The following is a 15,545-nucleotide window of genomic DNA, read 5'->3' as shown; positions in this document are numbered from 1 at the left end:
GGAAAGCGAAAGGGAGCTGCCCCGGGACTCACGTCCCGGGGCAGCTCCCTTTTCGCTGCCCGCTGCCGTCCGTCAGGACAGCTGTCCGTCGTAGTCCGGCAGCTTGAACGTCTTCTCGGCGTGGCCGCCGGAGAGGTCCGTGGCGCTGTTGCCGATGTTCGCGATGATCGTGTAGCCCTGGGTCTCGATCTGGGCGCGCTGTGCGGTCTTGTAGGCGGCGACGTCCTTGAACAGGTCGAACAGGCCGCGCACGCGCAGACCGGCGACGTCGTAGCCGTCGTACTCCAGATTGAACTCGGTGGGCGCGTAGAGGATGCCGGGGCGTGCCGTGACGAAGAAGAGCGAGACGCCGTGCTCCTGGGCGTAGCGGGCCACCTGGAGGACCGGCTTGTTGGCCGGCTGGGGGAAGTGGAAGCCGAAGTCGGTCTCCAGGGTCGTGTTGTCGATGTCGAGGACGATCGCCTGGCGCTCGCCCGGCCGGGCGGCGGCGATCCGCTGCTGCAGATACGGCAGCGCCTGGTCCATCACGCTCTGGCAGTCGCGCTGCCAGGTGGCGTGGTCGACGGCCCCGGCCGTCGCCGTGCCGGCCGCGGTGGGCGCCGCGGGGGCCGCCGGCTCCGCGGCGTGCGCGGGGGTGGCCAGCGCCGTCAGGGCGGCCGCGGAGACGGCGGCCGTCGAGGCCCGGCGCAGCCAGGCGCGTCTGATCGTCATGTGGGGGTTCCTCTCCCGTCCGTGCACACGGTGGTGTCGTGTGCATGCTCTTCGGTGAGGGTGGCGCGGGAGGAACCGTAGGGTTACCGACTGGTAAGTGGCTAGAGGTTTGCGCCACATTCGTACGGGCGTCCGTGGGGCTCCCCGGTGACGTGCCGCACGCGACCTGCGTCACTTACGAGGCGGAATAGTGGGCTCGGGAGATCCATAAAACGGACTTTCGGCACGGAAGTGCCCTGCTTGCAGGGTGCTCAGGTGCGTTTTGCCCGAAATGTTGGTTGCGTCGGAAGTTGAAGGTTTTGTGTTGGACTACTAGAGGTCGTCGTAGATCACACATTTGAGCTGATCTGCGCCGTGGGGTTACCAAGGATGAGCCCATCCGGCGGGATGCCTGTGCGTCGGGTGGCTTTTCTCTGTCCCCGGCTTCACGAGGTTCACATGTCCCAGCGCGTCACGTCCCGTCAGTCCCGTACGTCCACCCTTCGCACCCGCGCCGCTGTGCTGGCCGCCGGTCTCGGGGTCTCGGTCGCTCTGGGAGCCGGGGTCGCGGCCGCCGCCGACGCCACGTCCGCCTCCACCACCGCCACCGCCACCGCGGTCGAGGCGCAGGCCGCCGCGCAGGCCAAGGCCGCCCAGGCCGCGAAGACCGCCGCGGCCGCCAAGGCCAAGGCCGCTGCCGCCGCCGAGCAGGCCGCCAAGCAGGCCGCCGCGAAGAAGGCTGCCGCGCAGAAGGCCGCCGCCAAGAAGAAGGCCGCCTCCTGGGTCCACCCGGTGGCGCACTACACGCTGTCCGCGAGCTTCAACCAGGCCGGCGGCATGTGGTCGCACCGCCACTCCGGCCAGGACTTCGCGGTGCCGCTCGGCACCAACGTCGTCGCCGCCCACGGCGGCACGGTCGTCAAGGCCGGCCCGAACGGCGCCGGTGACGGCCCCGCCTACGGCAACGCCATCGTCATCCGGCACGGCAACGGCACGTACTCCCAGTACGCCCACCTGTCCCGCATCGACGTGAAGATCGGCCAGGTCGTGGCCACCGGCCAGCACATCGCCAAGTCCGGCAACACCGGCAACTCCAGCGGCCCGCACCTGCACTTCGAGATCCGCAAGACGCCGAACTACGGCTCCGCGATCAACCCGGTCGCCTTCCTGCGATCCAAGGGCGTGTCCGTCTGACCCGCCGCCGCCCCACGCGGGCGGACGCTCAGGCCCCCTTGTGGGCCTGAGCCACCAGATCGAACGCGACCTCGAGGGTGGCCCTGCGCTTCTCCTCGGGGTCGCCTTCGACGTCCTGCAGGACGAACATCCCGGCGTGCAGCGTGAACAGCGCGCTGATGCAGCGGACCTTGTCGACCAGGTCCGCGTCCGGGTCGACGAGGATGTCCCGCAGCCCGAGCATGCGCTCCTTGAACATCTCGCCGATGCGCAGCTCGCGGACCGTCGCCTGGTTCTCCTGCATGAAGCGGAAGAGCGGGGTCGCCCCGGTGAGGGCCTCGCTGTAGCGGCGGACGATCTCCTGCTTGGTCTCGAGGGTGTGCGGCTGCTGCCGCCCCCACTCGATCAGGTCCTCGATCGGCCGGGACAGATCCTCGAAGATGCTGACGAGGATCTCTTCCTTGGTCTTGAAGTGGTAGTACAGCGCCGCCTTGGTGACGTCCAGGCTCTCGGCGATCTCCCGCAGGGAGGTCTTCTCGTAGCCCTGCTCGGCGAAGAGTTCGAGCGCGACGTCCTGGATGCGCTGGCGGGTGTTCCCGCGACGCTGCTGCTTGGTGCCGTCCATGGTGACGTCCATCCTCGTCCTCCTAGGGCTTCCCCGGAAACTTACCTGCCGCCCGGCTGGTAAAACTTACTTGACGACCGGCTAGTTACGGAGCTACCTTCCCAGTGTAGGGATAACTAGCCGGTCGGCAAGTAAGTAGTAGTCGCTGGGGGAAGTAGGGACGATGACCGCCACGGAATCAGTCGAGACAGAAGCGGGCAAGCGCCCCAGGAGTGTTCGGGTCGTTCTGCTCGCGCTCATGATCACGATGATGCTCGCCATGCTGGACAACATGATCGTCGGCACCGCGATGCCGACCATCGTGGGTGAGCTGGGTGGCCTGGAGCATCTCTCCTGGGTCGTCACCGCCTACACCCTGGCCACCGCCGCCTCCACCCCGCTCTGGGGCAAGATCGGCGACATGTACGGGCGCAAGGGCTCGTTCATGGGCTCCATCGTGATCTTCCTGGTCGGTTCCGCACTCAGCGGCATGGCGCAGGACATGGGGCAGCTGATCGGCTTCCGGGCCGTGCAGGGCCTCGGCGCCGGTGGTCTGATGGTCGGCGTCATGGCGATCATCGGCGACCTGATCCCGCCGCGTGAGCGCGGCAAGTACCAGGGCATGATGGCCGGCGTCATGGCGCTGGCGATGATCGGCGGCCCGCTGGTGGGCGGCACGATCACCGACCACTGGGGCTGGCGCTGGGCCTTCTACATCAACCTGCCGCTCGGTGTCGTCTCGCTCGGCCTGATCAGCGTGGTGCTGCACCTGCCGAAGAAGCGGGCCAAGGCGCGCATCGACTACCTCGGCGCCCTGCTGCTGACCGTCGGCATCACCTCCATCGTCCTGGTCACCACCTGGGGCGGTACGGAGTACGCCTGGACCTCCGCGCGGATCATGGAACTGATCGGCATCGGCGTCGTCGCGCTGATCGGGTTCGTCTTCTGGCAGACCAAGGCCGCCGAGCCGGTCGTGCCGCTGCACATCTTCCGCAGCCGCAACTTCACGCTGATGTCGGTCATCGGCTTCATCACCGGTTTCGCGATGTTCGGCGCCACGCTGTTCCTGCCGCTGTACCAGCAGGCCGTGCAGGGGGCGTCCGCCACGAACTCCGGGTTGCTGCTGCTGCCGATGCTCGGCGCGATGCTCGTCACCTCGATGGTGGCCGGGCGGATCACTACCAACAGTGGCCGCTACAAGGCCTTCCCGATCGTCGGCGGTGTGCTGATGGTCGTCGGGCTGTACCTGCTGTCGACGATGGACACGGGGACCACGCGGTTCACGTCCGGGCTCTACATGGCCGTGCTCGGTCTCGGCATGGGCTGCCTCATGCAGATCACCATGCTGGTCGCGCAGAACAGCGTGGAGATGAAGGACATGGGCGTCGCGTCCTCCTCCACCACCCTGTTCCGGACGCTCGGTTCCTCGTTCGGTGTCGCGATCATGGGCGCGCTGTTCAACCACCGGGTGCAGGACGTCATGGCCGAGAAGGCCGGGGCGCTGGGCTCGAAGATCACGGAGAGGTCCGCGCAGCTGGATGCGGCGAGCCTGGCGAAGCTGCCGGCCGCGGCGCGCGAGGCGTACCAGCATGCGGTGTCCTCCGGGACGCATGCGGCGTTCCTGCTCGGTGCGGTGGTTGCGGTGGTCGTGCTGGTGGCGGCGCTGTTCGTCAAGGAGGTGCCGCTGCGGGGGGCCGGGCCTCAGGCGGGCGGCACGGAGGCTGCTGCGCAGGCGGCGGTGGTCGAGGCGGTGTGACTCCGTCGGTTGAGGCGGTGTGACTCCGTCGGTTGTTGTGGGGCGCTCGCCGGGGTTCCGGCGGGCGCCTCGTTGTTGTCTGGGGTGTGGGGTCTGGGCGGGGGGCGGGGGGGCCTGCGGCGCCTGGTTGTGTTTCGTCTGCCGGTGCGTTGTGGCTGGTCGCGCCGTTCCCCGCGCCCCTTTGGGGCCTGCGGCGGCCCGTTGCGGTGCGTGGTGGGCTGGTGTCTCGCCAACGGTTCGTTGTGGGTCGGGGCCGGGGCGGGGGGTGTCCGTCCTCGGTCCGGCCGCCCGTTCCCGACGAGGGGCGCCCTTGCCCGGTGCCGGACGCTGCGGGCGGACACCCCCCACCCCGGCCCCTTCCCGCCGTACGCGGGTGCGGCGGCGTTGTGGCGCTCGGCACCGATGCCGTGGTGTGCGGCAGGTGTGCGTGGTGCCGTGCAGCGGGGGGCTACGGGAGGACGGGGTAGCTGCCTGTGTTGGTGGGGGCGTGTTCCGGGAGCCAGAGGACTGCTACCGCGCCCTCGGCCGGTATGTGGGGTGGGGCGCCGGCTGGGCGGATGTTGCGGAAGGTCAGGCGGGCGCCGAGGACGCGGGCCTGGCCGGCGGCGATGGTGAGGCCCAGGCCGTGGCCGTGGCCGGCGCGGTCGGTGCTGCCGGTGCGGAAGCGGCTCGGTCCCTCGGCGAGGATGTCCTCGGGGAAGCCGGGGCCGTGGTCGCGCACCCGGATGACCCGGCCCTCCACGGTCACCTCGATGGGCGGCTTGCCGTGCCGGGCTGCGTTGGCCAGCAGGTTGAACAGCACGCGCTCCAGGCGGCGCGGGTCGGTGGTGACCTCCGATTCATGGACGACCCGGACCTCGATCTCCGGGTCCTTGACCGCCACCCGGCGGGCGACGAAGTCACCGAGCAGGATGTCCTGCAGTTCCGCCCGCTCCGAAGCGCCGTCCAGGCGGGCCACCTCCAGGACGTCCTCCACCAGGGTGCGCATCGCCTTCGCCCGGTCCAGCACCAGCTCGGTCGGGCGGCCGGGCGGCAGCAGCTCGGCCGCCGTGAGCAGCCCGGTGACCGGGGTGCGCAGCTCGTGCGCGATGTCGGCGGTCACCCGGCGTTCGGCCTCCAGGCGCTGCTGGAGCGCGTCCGCCATGGCGTCCACGGCGCTCGCCAGGTCGTCGGTCTCGTCCCGGACGATCCCGCCGATGGCGTCCCGCACCCGTACCTCGGTCTCCCCGCGGGCGACCTGGTTGGCGGCGGCCGCCGCCTTGCGCAGCCGGCGCGACAGCTGCCCGCCGATGAGTACGCCGAGCGCGCTGCCGCCCAGGACGACCGCGATGGAGCCGATGACGAGTGCCTGGTCGAGGTCGCGCAGGATGTCCGTGCTGCGGTCGGTGAAGTGGGTGTGCAGCGAGAGGATGCGCCCGTCCTTCGCCGGGGTGGCGGCCCAGATGTCCGGCGGGTGGCCCTGGTGGTCGGAGACATAGGTCGCCACCCGGTTGGCCAGGACCCGCTCACGCAGCGGTTCGGGCAGGCCGGCGTCGTTGATCGCGACGCCGGGGAAGTTCGCCCGGTGGGTCAGGTCGTAGTTCCGCTGGGCGATCTTGATCCGCTCGACGGCCAGATCGCGGGCGTTGTCCAGCATCGACACCCGTGCCGCGTTGTGGACGACCAGGCTCAGCACGATCGCCACGAGCGCGCCGACCAGCGCGATCGCAGCGCTGAGCTTCCATCTCAGCCCCGTCCGGATACCCGCCCGCTCCAGATGCCCCGGAAGCAGACTTCGCACGATCCCCCGCATGCCGGGCCCCGCTCAGGCCTTCAACTTGTAGCCGAAGCCGCGGACCGTCTCGATGCGGTCCTGGCCGATCTTGGTGCGCAGCCGCTGCACATGGACGTCGACGACACGGGTGTCCCCGCCCCAGCCGTACTCCCAGACGCGCTCCAGGAGCTTGTCCCGCGACAGGACCGTGCCCGGCGCGGAGGAGAACTCCAGCAGCAGGCGCATCTCGGTCGGGGTCAGCGCCACCGGGCGGCCGGACCGGCGTACCTCCATGCCGTCCGTGTCGACCTCCAGATCGCCGAAGGTCAGCACGCCGCCCTCGTCCGCCGCGCCCGCGCCGTCCGCCTGACGGTCACCGCCCGCGTGTCCGAAGCGGCGCAGCACCGCGCGGATGCGGGCGACCAGCACCGCCCCGTCGAACGGCTTGGTGACGTAGTCGTCGGCGCCCGCCTCCAGGCCCAGGACCACGTCGATCGCGTCGGCGCGCGCCGACAGCATGATCACCGGCACGGTGGACTCGTCGCGGATGCGCCGGCACAGGCTGACGCCGTCCAGGCCCGGGACCATGACGTCCAGCAGCGCGATGTCGGGGCGGTTCGCCCGGAACGCCTCCAGGCCCGACAGGCCGTCGGGCATGGCGGTGACCACGAAGCCGTCCCGCTCCAGGGCGAGCTGGGTGGCCTCGCGGATGACGTCGTCGTCCTCGACGAACAGGACGTGGGTCTGGTCTGCCATCCCGGTGCTCTCAGTCCTTGTGTGCTTCTCGGTCGTAAGGCTCTCTACGTGGACGCGTGGATCTCGCGGTGCGTTCACTCCTCCATCGGAACGAGTGGTCCGATCGGTTCACGCCCGCCGCGATGTCCGCGTCAGTTGTCCGCCGGCGCCGGTGCGGGCGTCTGTGCCGGAGTGGTGTCCACCGTGGTGCCGTAGTCGGTGTGGTGGAAGTCGTCCTGCACGAACCGGCCCGCTTTCCAGACGTACGTGATCACGTTCTCGCCGGACGGGTTCGACACCGGATCGCCATTCTTGTACACCTGCTTGGTCACCATCAGAGCGCCTCGGTCTATCTCGGCGTAGACCGGGGATTCCTCGGACTGGAACACATTCTGGTACCGGTCGCCGTTGGCGCGGTACACGTACGAGCCGACGCCCACCGCGTCACCGCACGTCAGCACATTGATGACGACGTCGTCGACCGATCCGTCGGTCAGGTCGCCGTACGACACGTCGACGGGGTAGTCGTCCCCCACACACGGACGCAGGCTCTTCTTGACCGCGTCCGAGACCAGCGGGTCCGCCTTGACCAGCCGGACCGGGTCCACCCTCTGCATGGTGTGCACGGGGCTGGGGGAGGGCGAGGCCGCCGCGCCCGCGACCGAGTCGGCGCGGGCGGGGCCCTCGTCACGGGTCCCGGTGCCGCCGGTGGCGCACGCGGAGACCAAAAGGGCGAGGGCGGCGAGCACGGCCGCCGCCGTGATCACCGCCTGAAGACTCCCCCTGGACGGGGAGACGTCCCCGTCCGTCAGGCCGCGCACCGCTCCCGCTCCTCACGCTCCAGCGCGCGTGCGTCCAGATCGCGGGCCTCCAGCTCCTCGCGGAGCCGGGCGAGCGCCCGGTGCAGCGTGCTCTTGACCGTTCCGGCCGACATGCCGAGGGCGGCGGCCGTCTCCTCCGTGGACATCTGCTCCCAGTGTCGCAGCACGACCACGCTGCGCTGCTTCGGGGCGAGCACCTTCATGATGTCCATCAGCAGGGCGCGGTCGGCGTGCTGCTCGGTGGAGTCGTCCACGGAGGCGTCCGGGAGCTGCTCGGTGGGCACCTCCTCCAGCTTGCGGGCGCGCCACCACTCGGTACGCGTGTTGATCATGACGCGGCGCAGGTAGGCGTCGGCCAGCCGCTTGTCGGCGATGCCCTCCCAGCGGCCGTAGGTGCGGGCCAGGGCGGTCTGGAGCAGGTCCTGGGCGTCGACCGGGTCCGGAACCAGCCGGCGAGCGCTGCGCAGCAGCGCGTCCTGCCGGGTGCGGACGTACTCCTCGAACTCGAGCACCTCGCCCTGCGCCATGATCAACCGCCTCCGAAAAGTCCCCGTGGTGCCGGCTGCCTGCTGCCGGTGTCCTGCCTGTGGTCGTCGTGTCCCTGACGGGCACGACAACGAAGGTACGGAGGCGTTGTCACGGCGTTGTGCGGAGCAGCCTGCGGCCAGCGCTCGGCTGTACGTCGGTTGTGTAACGGAAGCCGGTCGTGGGTAAAGGGGCTGGCCGATTTTTCGGAGTATGACCCGATTTGGGTTCTGTGATGGACCGTAACACGCGGCCGGGCACTGTGAAGTGTCTGTACGTCAGCCCGGGGCGGACCGTGCGCGGACCGGCCGCGTGTTCGACGGAGCCCGTGCGTCAGCTCAGCGGCAGCCGGTACAGCCCGCCCGGCAGCGGCTCCACCAGACCGTCCGCGACGAGGCCGTCCAACGCCCGGGCGCGCTGCACCGGCTCGTGCCACACCCGGTCCAGCGCGGCCTGCGGCACGGGCGCGTGCGCCTCCCTCAGCACGGCGAGCAGCTTGCCGCGCACCTGCCGGTCGGTACCGGCGTAGGTCTGGCCGCGCCGCGGCGGCCCGTCGTGCTCCGGCTTGCCCGCGAGCCGCCACGCGCACTGCGCGGCGATCGGGCAGCGGTGACAGTCCTCGTTCTTCGCCGTGCACACCAGGGCGCCCAGCTCCATCGAGGCCGCGGCCCAGCGCGCGGCGGTCCGCTCGTCCTGCGGCAGCAGCATGCGGGCGAGCCGCCGCTCGGCGGCCGTGGTCGCGTTCGGCGGATACTGCACACCGCTCACCGCGCGGGCGAAGACCCGGCGCACATTGGTGTCCAGCACCGCGTGCCGCTGCCCGTAGGCGAACGACGCGACCGCCGCGGCCGTGTACTCGCCGATGCCGGGCAGCGCGAGCAGCTGGGCGTGGTCGGCGGGTACGTCACCGCCGTGCCGCTCCGTTATCGCCACCGCCGCGCCGTGCAGACGCAGCGCGCGGCGCGGGTAGCCGAGCCGGCCCCAGGCGCGTACCGCCTCACCGGGCGCATCCTCGGCCAGGTCGGCGGGGCGGGGCCAGCGGGCCAGCCACTGCTCGTAGACGGGCAGCACCCGGCTGACCGGCGTCTGCTGGAGCATGAACTCGCTGACCATCACACCCCAGGCACCCGCCTCCGGGCGCCGCCAGGGCAGATCCCGCGCGTGCGCGTCGAACCAGGCGATGACAGGGGTGTGCAGTTCCTCCCCGGCCGGCACGGCCGACGGGACGGGGCTGCTGTGCAAAAGCTTCGTGGGCGCAGTCATGGCGCTACCGATCCTGCCATGCACGACCACGCGCGCGTGCGCACCGACGGGGGGCGGGTCGGAGCGCGGGCGGCGTCCGCCGGTGCGGGACGCGCGGCGGGAGAGGGGACGGAGGTGGCGGGGCGAGGGTGCGGAGGCGGCGGGGCGGCGGCTGCGGACAGGGGGCGGCGGTGGCCGGGGGAGGGGTGGCGGCCGGGGTGAGCCGGCGGTGGTGTCGGGGTGGTGGCCGGGGTGAGCGGGTGGTGGTGTCGGGGTGGTGGCGCGGCACGAGTGGTGGTTCTCGCGGCGTCGGCGCCGCCCCGCATCCGCGCGTGCCGGACGACGGGCTGCGCTCCTGCCCCTGCGCCCGGCCGCGCGCGTCCCGTCTCGGCGACCGCGGCCGCGACCCCGCCGTGTACCGCACACGCCGGACGTCGGGCCTCGCTCGCCGGTCGGCCGGCGAGCCGCGAACTCCTCACGCGCCTTGATCACTTGGAAACCCGCACCCCCCGGCCGTGGCCACAGGTGCAAGGGCTGCGATCGTGAACGCACCGGAGCGCCCAGGTGTGTTCGAGAGTGGTCTCCGGGATGATGATCCGGAAAAGTTGTGCCGCGGGCGGCGGGTGACGCAAGCGAACGCAGCGATCTCTCGTACAGTTTGCGCCGTGGGATCTCTGCGCAATCCGGTCGGGCCGCTTCCCTCCTCCATCTATTGGCGACGGAGGGCCGTACTGCTGTCTGTGGTCGCGCTGTTGGCGCTGTTGATCACATGGGTCGTCACCTCGGGTGACGGCGGCGGCAAGAACGACGCCGGTGGGTCCAACGGCAAGAATCCCGCGTCCTCGATCACGCCCGGACCGTCCGGCTCGGGACCGGCGATCAGCCAACATCCGGGCGGGCGCGACGAGTCGAGCGGTGGTGACTCCAGCGGCTCGGGGGCCGGCTCCGGTGCGGGCGGCGGCTCCGGCTCGGGCGGCACCGGCGGTGCGGACGGTTCCGGTGGGGCCGGCGGCGCCGGTGGTGCCGGTGGTACGGGCTCGGCCGGCGGAGCGGACGACGGGATCAACGGCAGCGCGGGCGGCGGCAGCGGTGCGGGCGCGGTGCTCCCGGCCGGTTCCCCGCTGCCCAACTGCACCGCCGGTGACGTGACGTTGACGCTGCGCAGCGTTCGCAACAGCTACACCCCGGACCAGACGCCGACGTTCCAGATCGTCGCGCGCAACACCTCCGCCCACGACTGCAAGGTCGACCTCGGGCCGAAGAACGCGGTGGTGACGGTCAGTCAGGAAGGCGAACACTTCTGGTCGTCCGCCGACTGCCCCAAGGGCAACGGGAGCCTGCTGTACCGGGTGCCGGCGAGCAGCAGCATCACGTACGTCGTGACGTGGGACCGACGGGCGAGCGCGCCGCAGTGCGCGACGCCTCCGGCCCGGACGGCCACACCGGGGACGTACCTGGTGGAGGCGAAGGCGCCCGGGTTCGAGAAGGCGCAGACGTCGTTCGTCCTCGCGGCCGACTGAGGCGGGGCCCGACGCACGGACACGGACGGACGCGTACGGACACGCCAAGGGGTGCCGCCCGGCTCGGGCAGGCACCCCTTGTGCGTGTCAACGGTCCGCGAACCGCCGGAGGCTAGACGTACCGCTCCAGGATCGACGACTCCGCCAGCCGCGACAGGCCCTCACGGACGCTGCGGGCGCGGGCCTCGCCGACGCCGTCGACGGTCTGCAGGTCGTCGACGCTGGCGGCGAGCAGCTTCTGCAGGCCGCCGAAGTGCTCCACCAGACGGTCGATGATGGCGCCCGGAAGTCGCGGGACCTTCGCCAGCAGCCGGAAGCCGCGCGGCGAGACCGCGGAGTCGAGGGCCTCGGGGGAGCCCGTGTACCCCAGGGCGCGGGCCACCGTGGACAGCTCCAGCAGCTCGGCGTGGGTGAGCTTGTCCAGCTCGGCCAGCGCCTCGTCGACCGTGCGGGAACGCTTCGCGGTCGGCTCGGGGACGTAGTCCCGCACGACCAGCTCCCGCTCGGGCTCGACCCCGGCGATCAACTCGTCGAGCTGGAGGGCGAGCAGCCGCCCGTCGGTGCCCAGCTCGATCACGTACTCGGCGATCTCGGTGGCGATGCGGCGCACCATCTCCAGCCGCTGCGCCACCGCGGAGACGTCCCGGACCGTCACCAGGTCCTCGATCTCGAGTGCCGACAGGGTGCCGGCGACCTCGTCCAGGCGCAGCTTGTAGCGCTCCAGGGTGGCCAGCGCCTGGTTGGCGCGGGACAGGATCGCCGCCGAGTCCTCCAGGACGCGGCGCTGCCCGTCGACGTACAGGGCGACCAGGCGCATGGACTGGGAGACGGAGACGACCGGGAAGCCGACCTGCTTGGAGACGCGGTCCGCGGTGCGGTGCCGGGTGCCGGTCTCCTCCGTCGGGATCGTCGCGTCGGGGACGAACTGGACACCCGCCCGCAGGATCTTCGACAGGTCCGAGGAGAGCACGATGCCGCCGTCCAGCTTGCACAGCTCGCGCAGCCGGGTCGCGGTGAACTCCACGTCCAGGACGAAACCACCTGTGCACATCGTCTCGACCGTCTTGTCGAAGCCGAGCACGATCAGGCCGCCGGTGTTGCCGCGCAGCACCCGCTCGAGGCCGTCCCGCAGGGCCGTGCCCGGTGCCACAGCGCTCAGCGAGGCGCGCATCAGGCCATCGGAACCGGCACTCCCACCGGACTTTCCGGGAGCTGCTGCCCGGTCGTTGGCTGCCACTGCACTCCTCCGGTCGCAGGTTCTGGGGCGCTCCCGTTGCGCACTCGGTTCGTACGGACGGGCGAGACCAGGGCAAAGTCTACCGGCGGTCTTCCGCCTCCCGTGGGGCCTCTCGGCGACGGGAGCGCGGCAGCACCCGCAGGGCGTCCCCTATGTCGGCGACTTCCAGGACCTTCATACCGGCCGGGATCTTCCCCGGATCGCCCGGTACGAGCGCGTGCGTGAAGCCCAGCCGGTGCGCCTCGGACAGGCGCCGCTGCACGCCCGTGACCCGTCTGACCTCGCCCGCCAGGCCCACCTCGCCGATCGCGACCAGGTTCTTCGGCAGGGGCGTGTCGCTGGCGGCGGAGGCCAGGGCGAGCGCGATCGCGAGGTCCGCGGCGGGCTCCGACAGCTTCACACCGCCGACCGTCGCGGAGTAGATGTCCCTCTTGCCCAGGGCGCTGATCCGGCCGCGCTGCTCCAGCACCGCCAGCATCATCGACACCCGGGACGTCTCCAGGCCGGAGGTCGTACGGCGCGGGGAGGGAATCTGCGAGTCCACGGTGAGCGCCTGGACCTCGGCCACGAGCGGGCGGCGGCCCTCCAGGGTGACCGTCAGGCAGGTGCCCGGGACGGGTTCGTCACGACGGGTCAGGAAGAGCCCGCTCGGGTCGGCGAGGCCCGTGATGCCCTCGTCGTGCAGCTCGAAGCAGCCGACCTCGTCCGTCGTGCCGTAGCGGTTCTTCACGCCGCGCACCAGGCGCAGACGCGCGTGCCGGTCGCCCTCGAAGTGGAGCACCACGTCCACCAGGTGCTCCAGCAGGCGGGGTCCGGCGATCGCGCCGTCCTTGGTGACATGGCCCACCAGCAGCGTGGACATGCCGCGCTCCTTGGAGGCGCGGATCAGGGCGCCGGCCACCTCGCGGACCTGCGCCATGCCGCCGGGCGCGCCGTCGATCTCGGGCGAGGCCACCGTCTGCACCGAGTCCATGATCAGCAGCGACGGCTTGACCGCGTCCAAGTGGCCGAGCACGGCCGCGAGGTCGGTCTCGGCGGCCAGGTAGAGGTGGTCGTCGATGGCGTTGATCCGGTCGGCGCGCAGCCGGACCTGGCTCGCGGACTCCTCGCCGGTGACATAGAGGGTGGGGTGCTCGGCACTGGCCGACTTGGCGGCGACGTCGAGGAGGAGGGTGGACTTGCCGACGCCGGGCTCACCGGCCACGAGCACGACCGCGCCGGGGACGAGGCCGCCGCCGAGGACCCGGTCCAGCTCCGGGACGCCGGTGGGTCGGGCGGTGGCCTGCCGGCCGTCGACCTGGCCGATGGGCAGCGCGGACGTGGTGACCCGGCCCGGCGTCGTCGTACGGACCGCGGGCGCGCCGTACTCCTCGACCGTGCCCCAGGCCTGGCATTCGGGGCAGCGGCCGAGCCACTTCGCCGTCTGCCAGCCGCATTCCGTGCAGCGGTAGGAGGGACGGTCCTTGGTGGTCTTGGTACGGGCAGCCATGGACCACACCGTAGCGGCCGGGTCTGACAGCGGGCCGTCCCGCGCCTGTGCGGCCGTACCGCCGACGAAGGGGTCGCGCGACGGGAACCGGCCACCCCGCGCCCGGAACCGGCCACGGAACGGAGAGCTCCTGTCCCCTATTGAGGGATCGTTTCACCCGTACGGATTAAAAGTGCTCAAGGCGCCCGAGAGGCCCTGCTCGTGCCGCCTACGGTCGCACGGGTGATGAGCAGCAGTCCGGAGACCTCGACCCGCACCACCGGCGCACACCGGGCGCACCGGGAGGCGCGCGACCGCGCTGCGGCGCGCACGCTGGCGCAGCGCCCGCCCGCGCGCTACGAGCCGTATCTCGACGGGCTGTTCACCTACTGCCTGTCCGTCCTGTGCGACCACGACTCGGCGACCGCCGCCCTCGCCGACGCGCTCGCCCTCGCCGAGCGCCGCGGCACGCGCGTGCCGGAGGCCGCCGGGGACCGCCGCGCCTGGCTGTACGCGCTGGCCCGCTGGGCGTGCCAGCGCAAGCTCGCCGAGGCCAAGCAGAAACGTCAGGCCACCCACGCCGCGGGCCGTCCCGGCACCGGCGGGCAGCCCGAGGACACCGTGCCGGTCTCCCCGGAGGTCCAGGAGCAGCGGCGCCGTGAACTGGGCCTGCTCGCCTGGCCGGAGGCCGCCGGCACCACGCCCGAGCAGCGCGAGGCCCTGGAGCTGGCCGTGCGCCACCACCTGGCCGCCCACGAGGTCGCCGCCGTGCTCGGCATGGATCTCGCCGCCGCCCGCGAGCTCCTGGCCGCCGCGGCCTGCGAGGTGGAGCGCACGCGCGCGGCGCTGGCCGTCGTGGAGACGGGCGCCTGCGCGAGCGTGGCCCGCCTGACCGGCGACGGCCGGTTCGTGCTGAGCAGCACCCTGCGCCGCGAACTGGTCCGGCACGTCGACGACTGCCCCCGCTGCCGCCGCACCGCCGAGCGCGCGGTCCCCGGCCGCTGGCCCGGCGCCAGCGTCACCCCCGCGGAGCTGCCGGTGCTGGAGGCGCCCCGCGCGGCCCTGCACGTCGCCCTCGCGCACCACCCACGCGCGCGTGGTCTCGCCGTGCCGCGCTTCGACCGGCGCGGCTTCCCGATGGATCCCAAGGACCGCGCGGCCCGCCGCGACCGGCTGCGCGCGCGTGCCGTCACCACGACCGTCGTCGCCACGGTCGTCGCCGCTCCCGTGCTCGCCCTGTGGGCCGCCTACCGGGGCGCACCGGCCGGCGAGGACACCGCCGGCGGCCCGGCCACCACCCGCCACGACCACGGCGCGGGCATGCTCGACGGCGAGACGGCGAGCGGCGGCTACGAGAACGCCGGCAACGCCAGCACCCGGCCCGGCGCCCGTTTCGGTCAGGGCGCCGACAGTGACGTCTCCGTCGAGGTCGTCAGCGTGGCCGGAGCCGGCACCCAGGGCGCGGACCTGGAGGTCACCGCCGCCGGCCGGGGCGACACCACGCTGATCACCCTCACCGCGACCGGCTCGGACCCCGTGCGCTGGTCGGCCACCACGGCGGCCCCCTGGCTCTATCTCAGTCAGTCCTCGGGAACGCTCCAGCCCGGTGAGTCGTTCACGATCCAGGTGCACGTCGACCCCTTGCGCGAGCCGTCCGGCCACTGGAGCGCGCGGGTGGCGATCGCACCCGCCGGCGCCGTCGTCTCCATCGAGGGCTACGGCACCGCGCCCAGCCCCTCCGACCCCGGCACCGGCCCGGGCAGCCCCACGGACCCGCCCTCGTCCGGCCCGGACCCGACGCCCACCACCTCGGCCCCCACGGACTCCGGCGGCTCGCCCACCCCGAGCAGCCCGCCGTCGTCGCCCGACCCCACGCCCACCGCGTCCACGCCGTCCGACCCGGGCGGCTCCACCGACCCCGGGGGCTCGACCCCGCCGCCCGGCGACGGCGGCGACCCGAGCCCGTCGGCGTCGTGACGCCGGACGCGATACGGCGCCGTACGCCTTACGCGTACGGCGCC

13 protein-coding genes are annotated in these 15,545 nt (G+C 72.2%); 4 read left to right on the top strand and 9 right to left on the bottom strand.

Going from position 1 to position 15,545, the window contains the following annotated elements; genetic code table 11:
- Positions 1–72 precede the first annotated feature (72 nt).
- On the bottom strand, positions 73–711 hold the full coding sequence (locus tag AB0E88_RS23810; RefSeq protein WP_361633721.1) for an HAD family acid phosphatase: 639 nt from the start codon (positions 709–711) through the stop codon (positions 73–75).
- 438 nt (positions 712–1,149) lie between these two features.
- On the opposite strand from AB0E88_RS23810, the gene AB0E88_RS23805 reads away from it, so the two are divergent.
- The gene (locus AB0E88_RS23805; protein ID WP_361633718.1) at positions 1,150–1,884 is read left to right on the top strand and encodes a M23 family metallopeptidase; all 735 of its coding nucleotides are present in this window, start codon (positions 1,150–1,152) and stop codon (positions 1,882–1,884) included.
- 28 nt (positions 1,885–1,912) lie between these two features.
- On the opposite strand, the gene AB0E88_RS23800 is transcribed toward AB0E88_RS23805, so the two are convergent.
- Positions 1,913–2,500: a TetR/AcrR family transcriptional regulator gene (locus AB0E88_RS23800; RefSeq protein ID WP_361633715.1), complete on the bottom strand. Its 588-nt coding sequence runs from the start codon at positions 2,498–2,500 to the stop codon at positions 1,913–1,915.
- A 151-nt stretch (positions 2,501–2,651) separates the two neighbouring features.
- Here AB0E88_RS23800 and AB0E88_RS23795 point away from each other — a divergent pair, with 151 nt between their 5' ends.
- Positions 2,652–4,223 (top strand): MDR family MFS transporter, encoded by a 1,572-nt coding sequence (locus tag AB0E88_RS23795; protein ID WP_361633712.1) that lies wholly within the window; start codon positions 2,652–2,654, stop codon positions 4,221–4,223.
- Positions 4,224–4,671: 448 nt separating this feature from the next.
- On the opposite strand, the gene cseC is transcribed toward AB0E88_RS23795, so the two are convergent.
- From cseC to AB0E88_RS23770, 5 genes are all read right to left on the bottom strand, one after another.
- The gene (gene cseC, locus AB0E88_RS23790; RefSeq protein ID WP_361633709.1) at positions 4,672–6,015 is read right to left on the bottom strand and encodes a two-component system sensor histidine kinase CseC; all 1,344 of its coding nucleotides are present in this window, start codon (positions 6,013–6,015) and stop codon (positions 4,672–4,674) included.
- Positions 6,016–6,027: 12 nt separating this feature from the next.
- Positions 6,028–6,732 carry a two-component system response regulator CseB gene (gene cseB / locus AB0E88_RS23785; protein ID WP_361633707.1) on the bottom strand — a complete coding sequence of 235 codons (705 nt, stop codon included), beginning with the start codon at positions 6,730–6,732 and terminating at the stop codon, positions 6,028–6,030.
- Positions 6,733–6,863: 131 nt separating this feature from the next.
- Positions 6,864–7,532, bottom strand: coding sequence for a hypothetical protein (locus tag AB0E88_RS23780; RefSeq protein ID WP_361633704.1), 669 nt, complete (start codon positions 7,530–7,532; stop codon positions 6,864–6,866).
- Positions 7,520–8,059: a SigE family RNA polymerase sigma factor gene (locus tag AB0E88_RS23775; RefSeq protein ID WP_361633701.1), complete on the bottom strand. Its 540-nt coding sequence runs from the start codon at positions 8,057–8,059 to the stop codon at positions 7,520–7,522. Before AB0E88_RS23775 ends, AB0E88_RS23780 begins: the two co-directional genes overlap by 13 nt.
- Before the next feature lie 331 nt (positions 8,060–8,390).
- Positions 8,391–9,320: an A/G-specific adenine glycosylase gene (locus tag AB0E88_RS23770; protein WP_361633698.1), complete on the bottom strand. Its 930-nt coding sequence runs from the start codon at positions 9,318–9,320 to the stop codon at positions 8,391–8,393.
- A gap of 644 nt (positions 9,321–9,964) precedes the next feature.
- Between AB0E88_RS23770 and AB0E88_RS23765 the strand changes: the two genes are divergently transcribed.
- Positions 9,965–10,819: a hypothetical protein gene (locus AB0E88_RS23765; protein ID WP_361633695.1), complete on the top strand. Its 855-nt coding sequence runs from the start codon at positions 9,965–9,967 to the stop codon at positions 10,817–10,819.
- Positions 10,820–10,931: 112 nt separating this feature from the next.
- Here AB0E88_RS23765 and disA read toward each other — a convergent pair whose 3' ends face one another.
- Both disA and radA read right to left on the bottom strand, forming a co-directional pair.
- Positions 10,932–12,056, bottom strand: a complete 1,125-nt coding sequence (disA, locus tag AB0E88_RS23760) for a DNA integrity scanning diadenylate cyclase DisA (RefSeq protein WP_361633692.1) — start codon at positions 12,054–12,056, stop codon at positions 10,932–10,934.
- Positions 12,057–12,135: 79 nt separating this feature from the next.
- On the bottom strand, positions 12,136–13,545 hold the full coding sequence (radA, locus tag AB0E88_RS23755; protein ID WP_361633689.1) for a DNA repair protein RadA: 1,410 nt from the start codon (positions 13,543–13,545) through the stop codon (positions 12,136–12,138).
- A gap of 222 nt (positions 13,546–13,767) precedes the next feature.
- Between radA and AB0E88_RS23750 the strand changes: the two genes are divergently transcribed.
- On the top strand, positions 13,768–15,501 hold the full coding sequence (locus tag AB0E88_RS23750) for a hypothetical protein (RefSeq protein WP_361633686.1): 1,734 nt from the start codon (positions 13,768–13,770) through the stop codon (positions 15,499–15,501).
- Positions 15,502–15,545 lie beyond the last annotated feature (44 nt).

It is taken from the genome of Streptomyces sp. NPDC028635 (genome assembly GCF_040637635.1).
Lineage (GTDB): Bacteria > Actinomycetota > Actinomycetes > Streptomycetales > Streptomycetaceae > Streptomyces.
This window is presented reverse-complemented; position numbering and strand designations above follow the sequence as displayed.

Bases quoted from the DNA above. Each gene is read 5' to 3' on its own strand.
- AB0E88_RS23810 (WP_361633721.1), bottom strand. From the start codon at position 711: ATGACGATCAGACGCGCCTGGCTGCGCCGGGCCTCGACGGCCGCCGTC.
- AB0E88_RS23805 (WP_361633718.1), top strand. From the start codon at position 1,150: ATGTCCCAGCGCGTCACGTCCCGTCAGTCCCGTACGTCCACCCTTCGC.
- AB0E88_RS23800 (WP_361633715.1), bottom strand. From the start codon at position 2,500: ATGGACGTCACCATGGACGGCACCAAGCAGCAGCGTCGCGGGAACACC.
- AB0E88_RS23795 (WP_361633712.1), top strand. From the start codon at position 2,652: ATGACCGCCACGGAATCAGTCGAGACAGAAGCGGGCAAGCGCCCCAGG.
- cseC (WP_361633709.1), bottom strand. From the start codon at position 6,015: ATGCGGGGGATCGTGCGAAGTCTGCTTCCGGGGCATCTGGAGCGGGCG.
- cseB (WP_361633707.1), bottom strand. From the start codon at position 6,732: ATGGCAGACCAGACCCACGTCCTGTTCGTCGAGGACGACGACGTCATC.
- AB0E88_RS23775 (WP_361633701.1), bottom strand. From the start codon at position 8,059: ATGGCGCAGGGCGAGGTGCTCGAGTTCGAGGAGTACGTCCGCACCCGG.
- AB0E88_RS23770 (WP_361633698.1), bottom strand. From the start codon at position 9,320: ATGACTGCGCCCACGAAGCTTTTGCACAGCAGCCCCGTCCCGTCGGCC.
- radA (WP_361633689.1), bottom strand. From the start codon at position 13,545: ATGGCTGCCCGTACCAAGACCACCAAGGACCGTCCCTCCTACCGCTGC.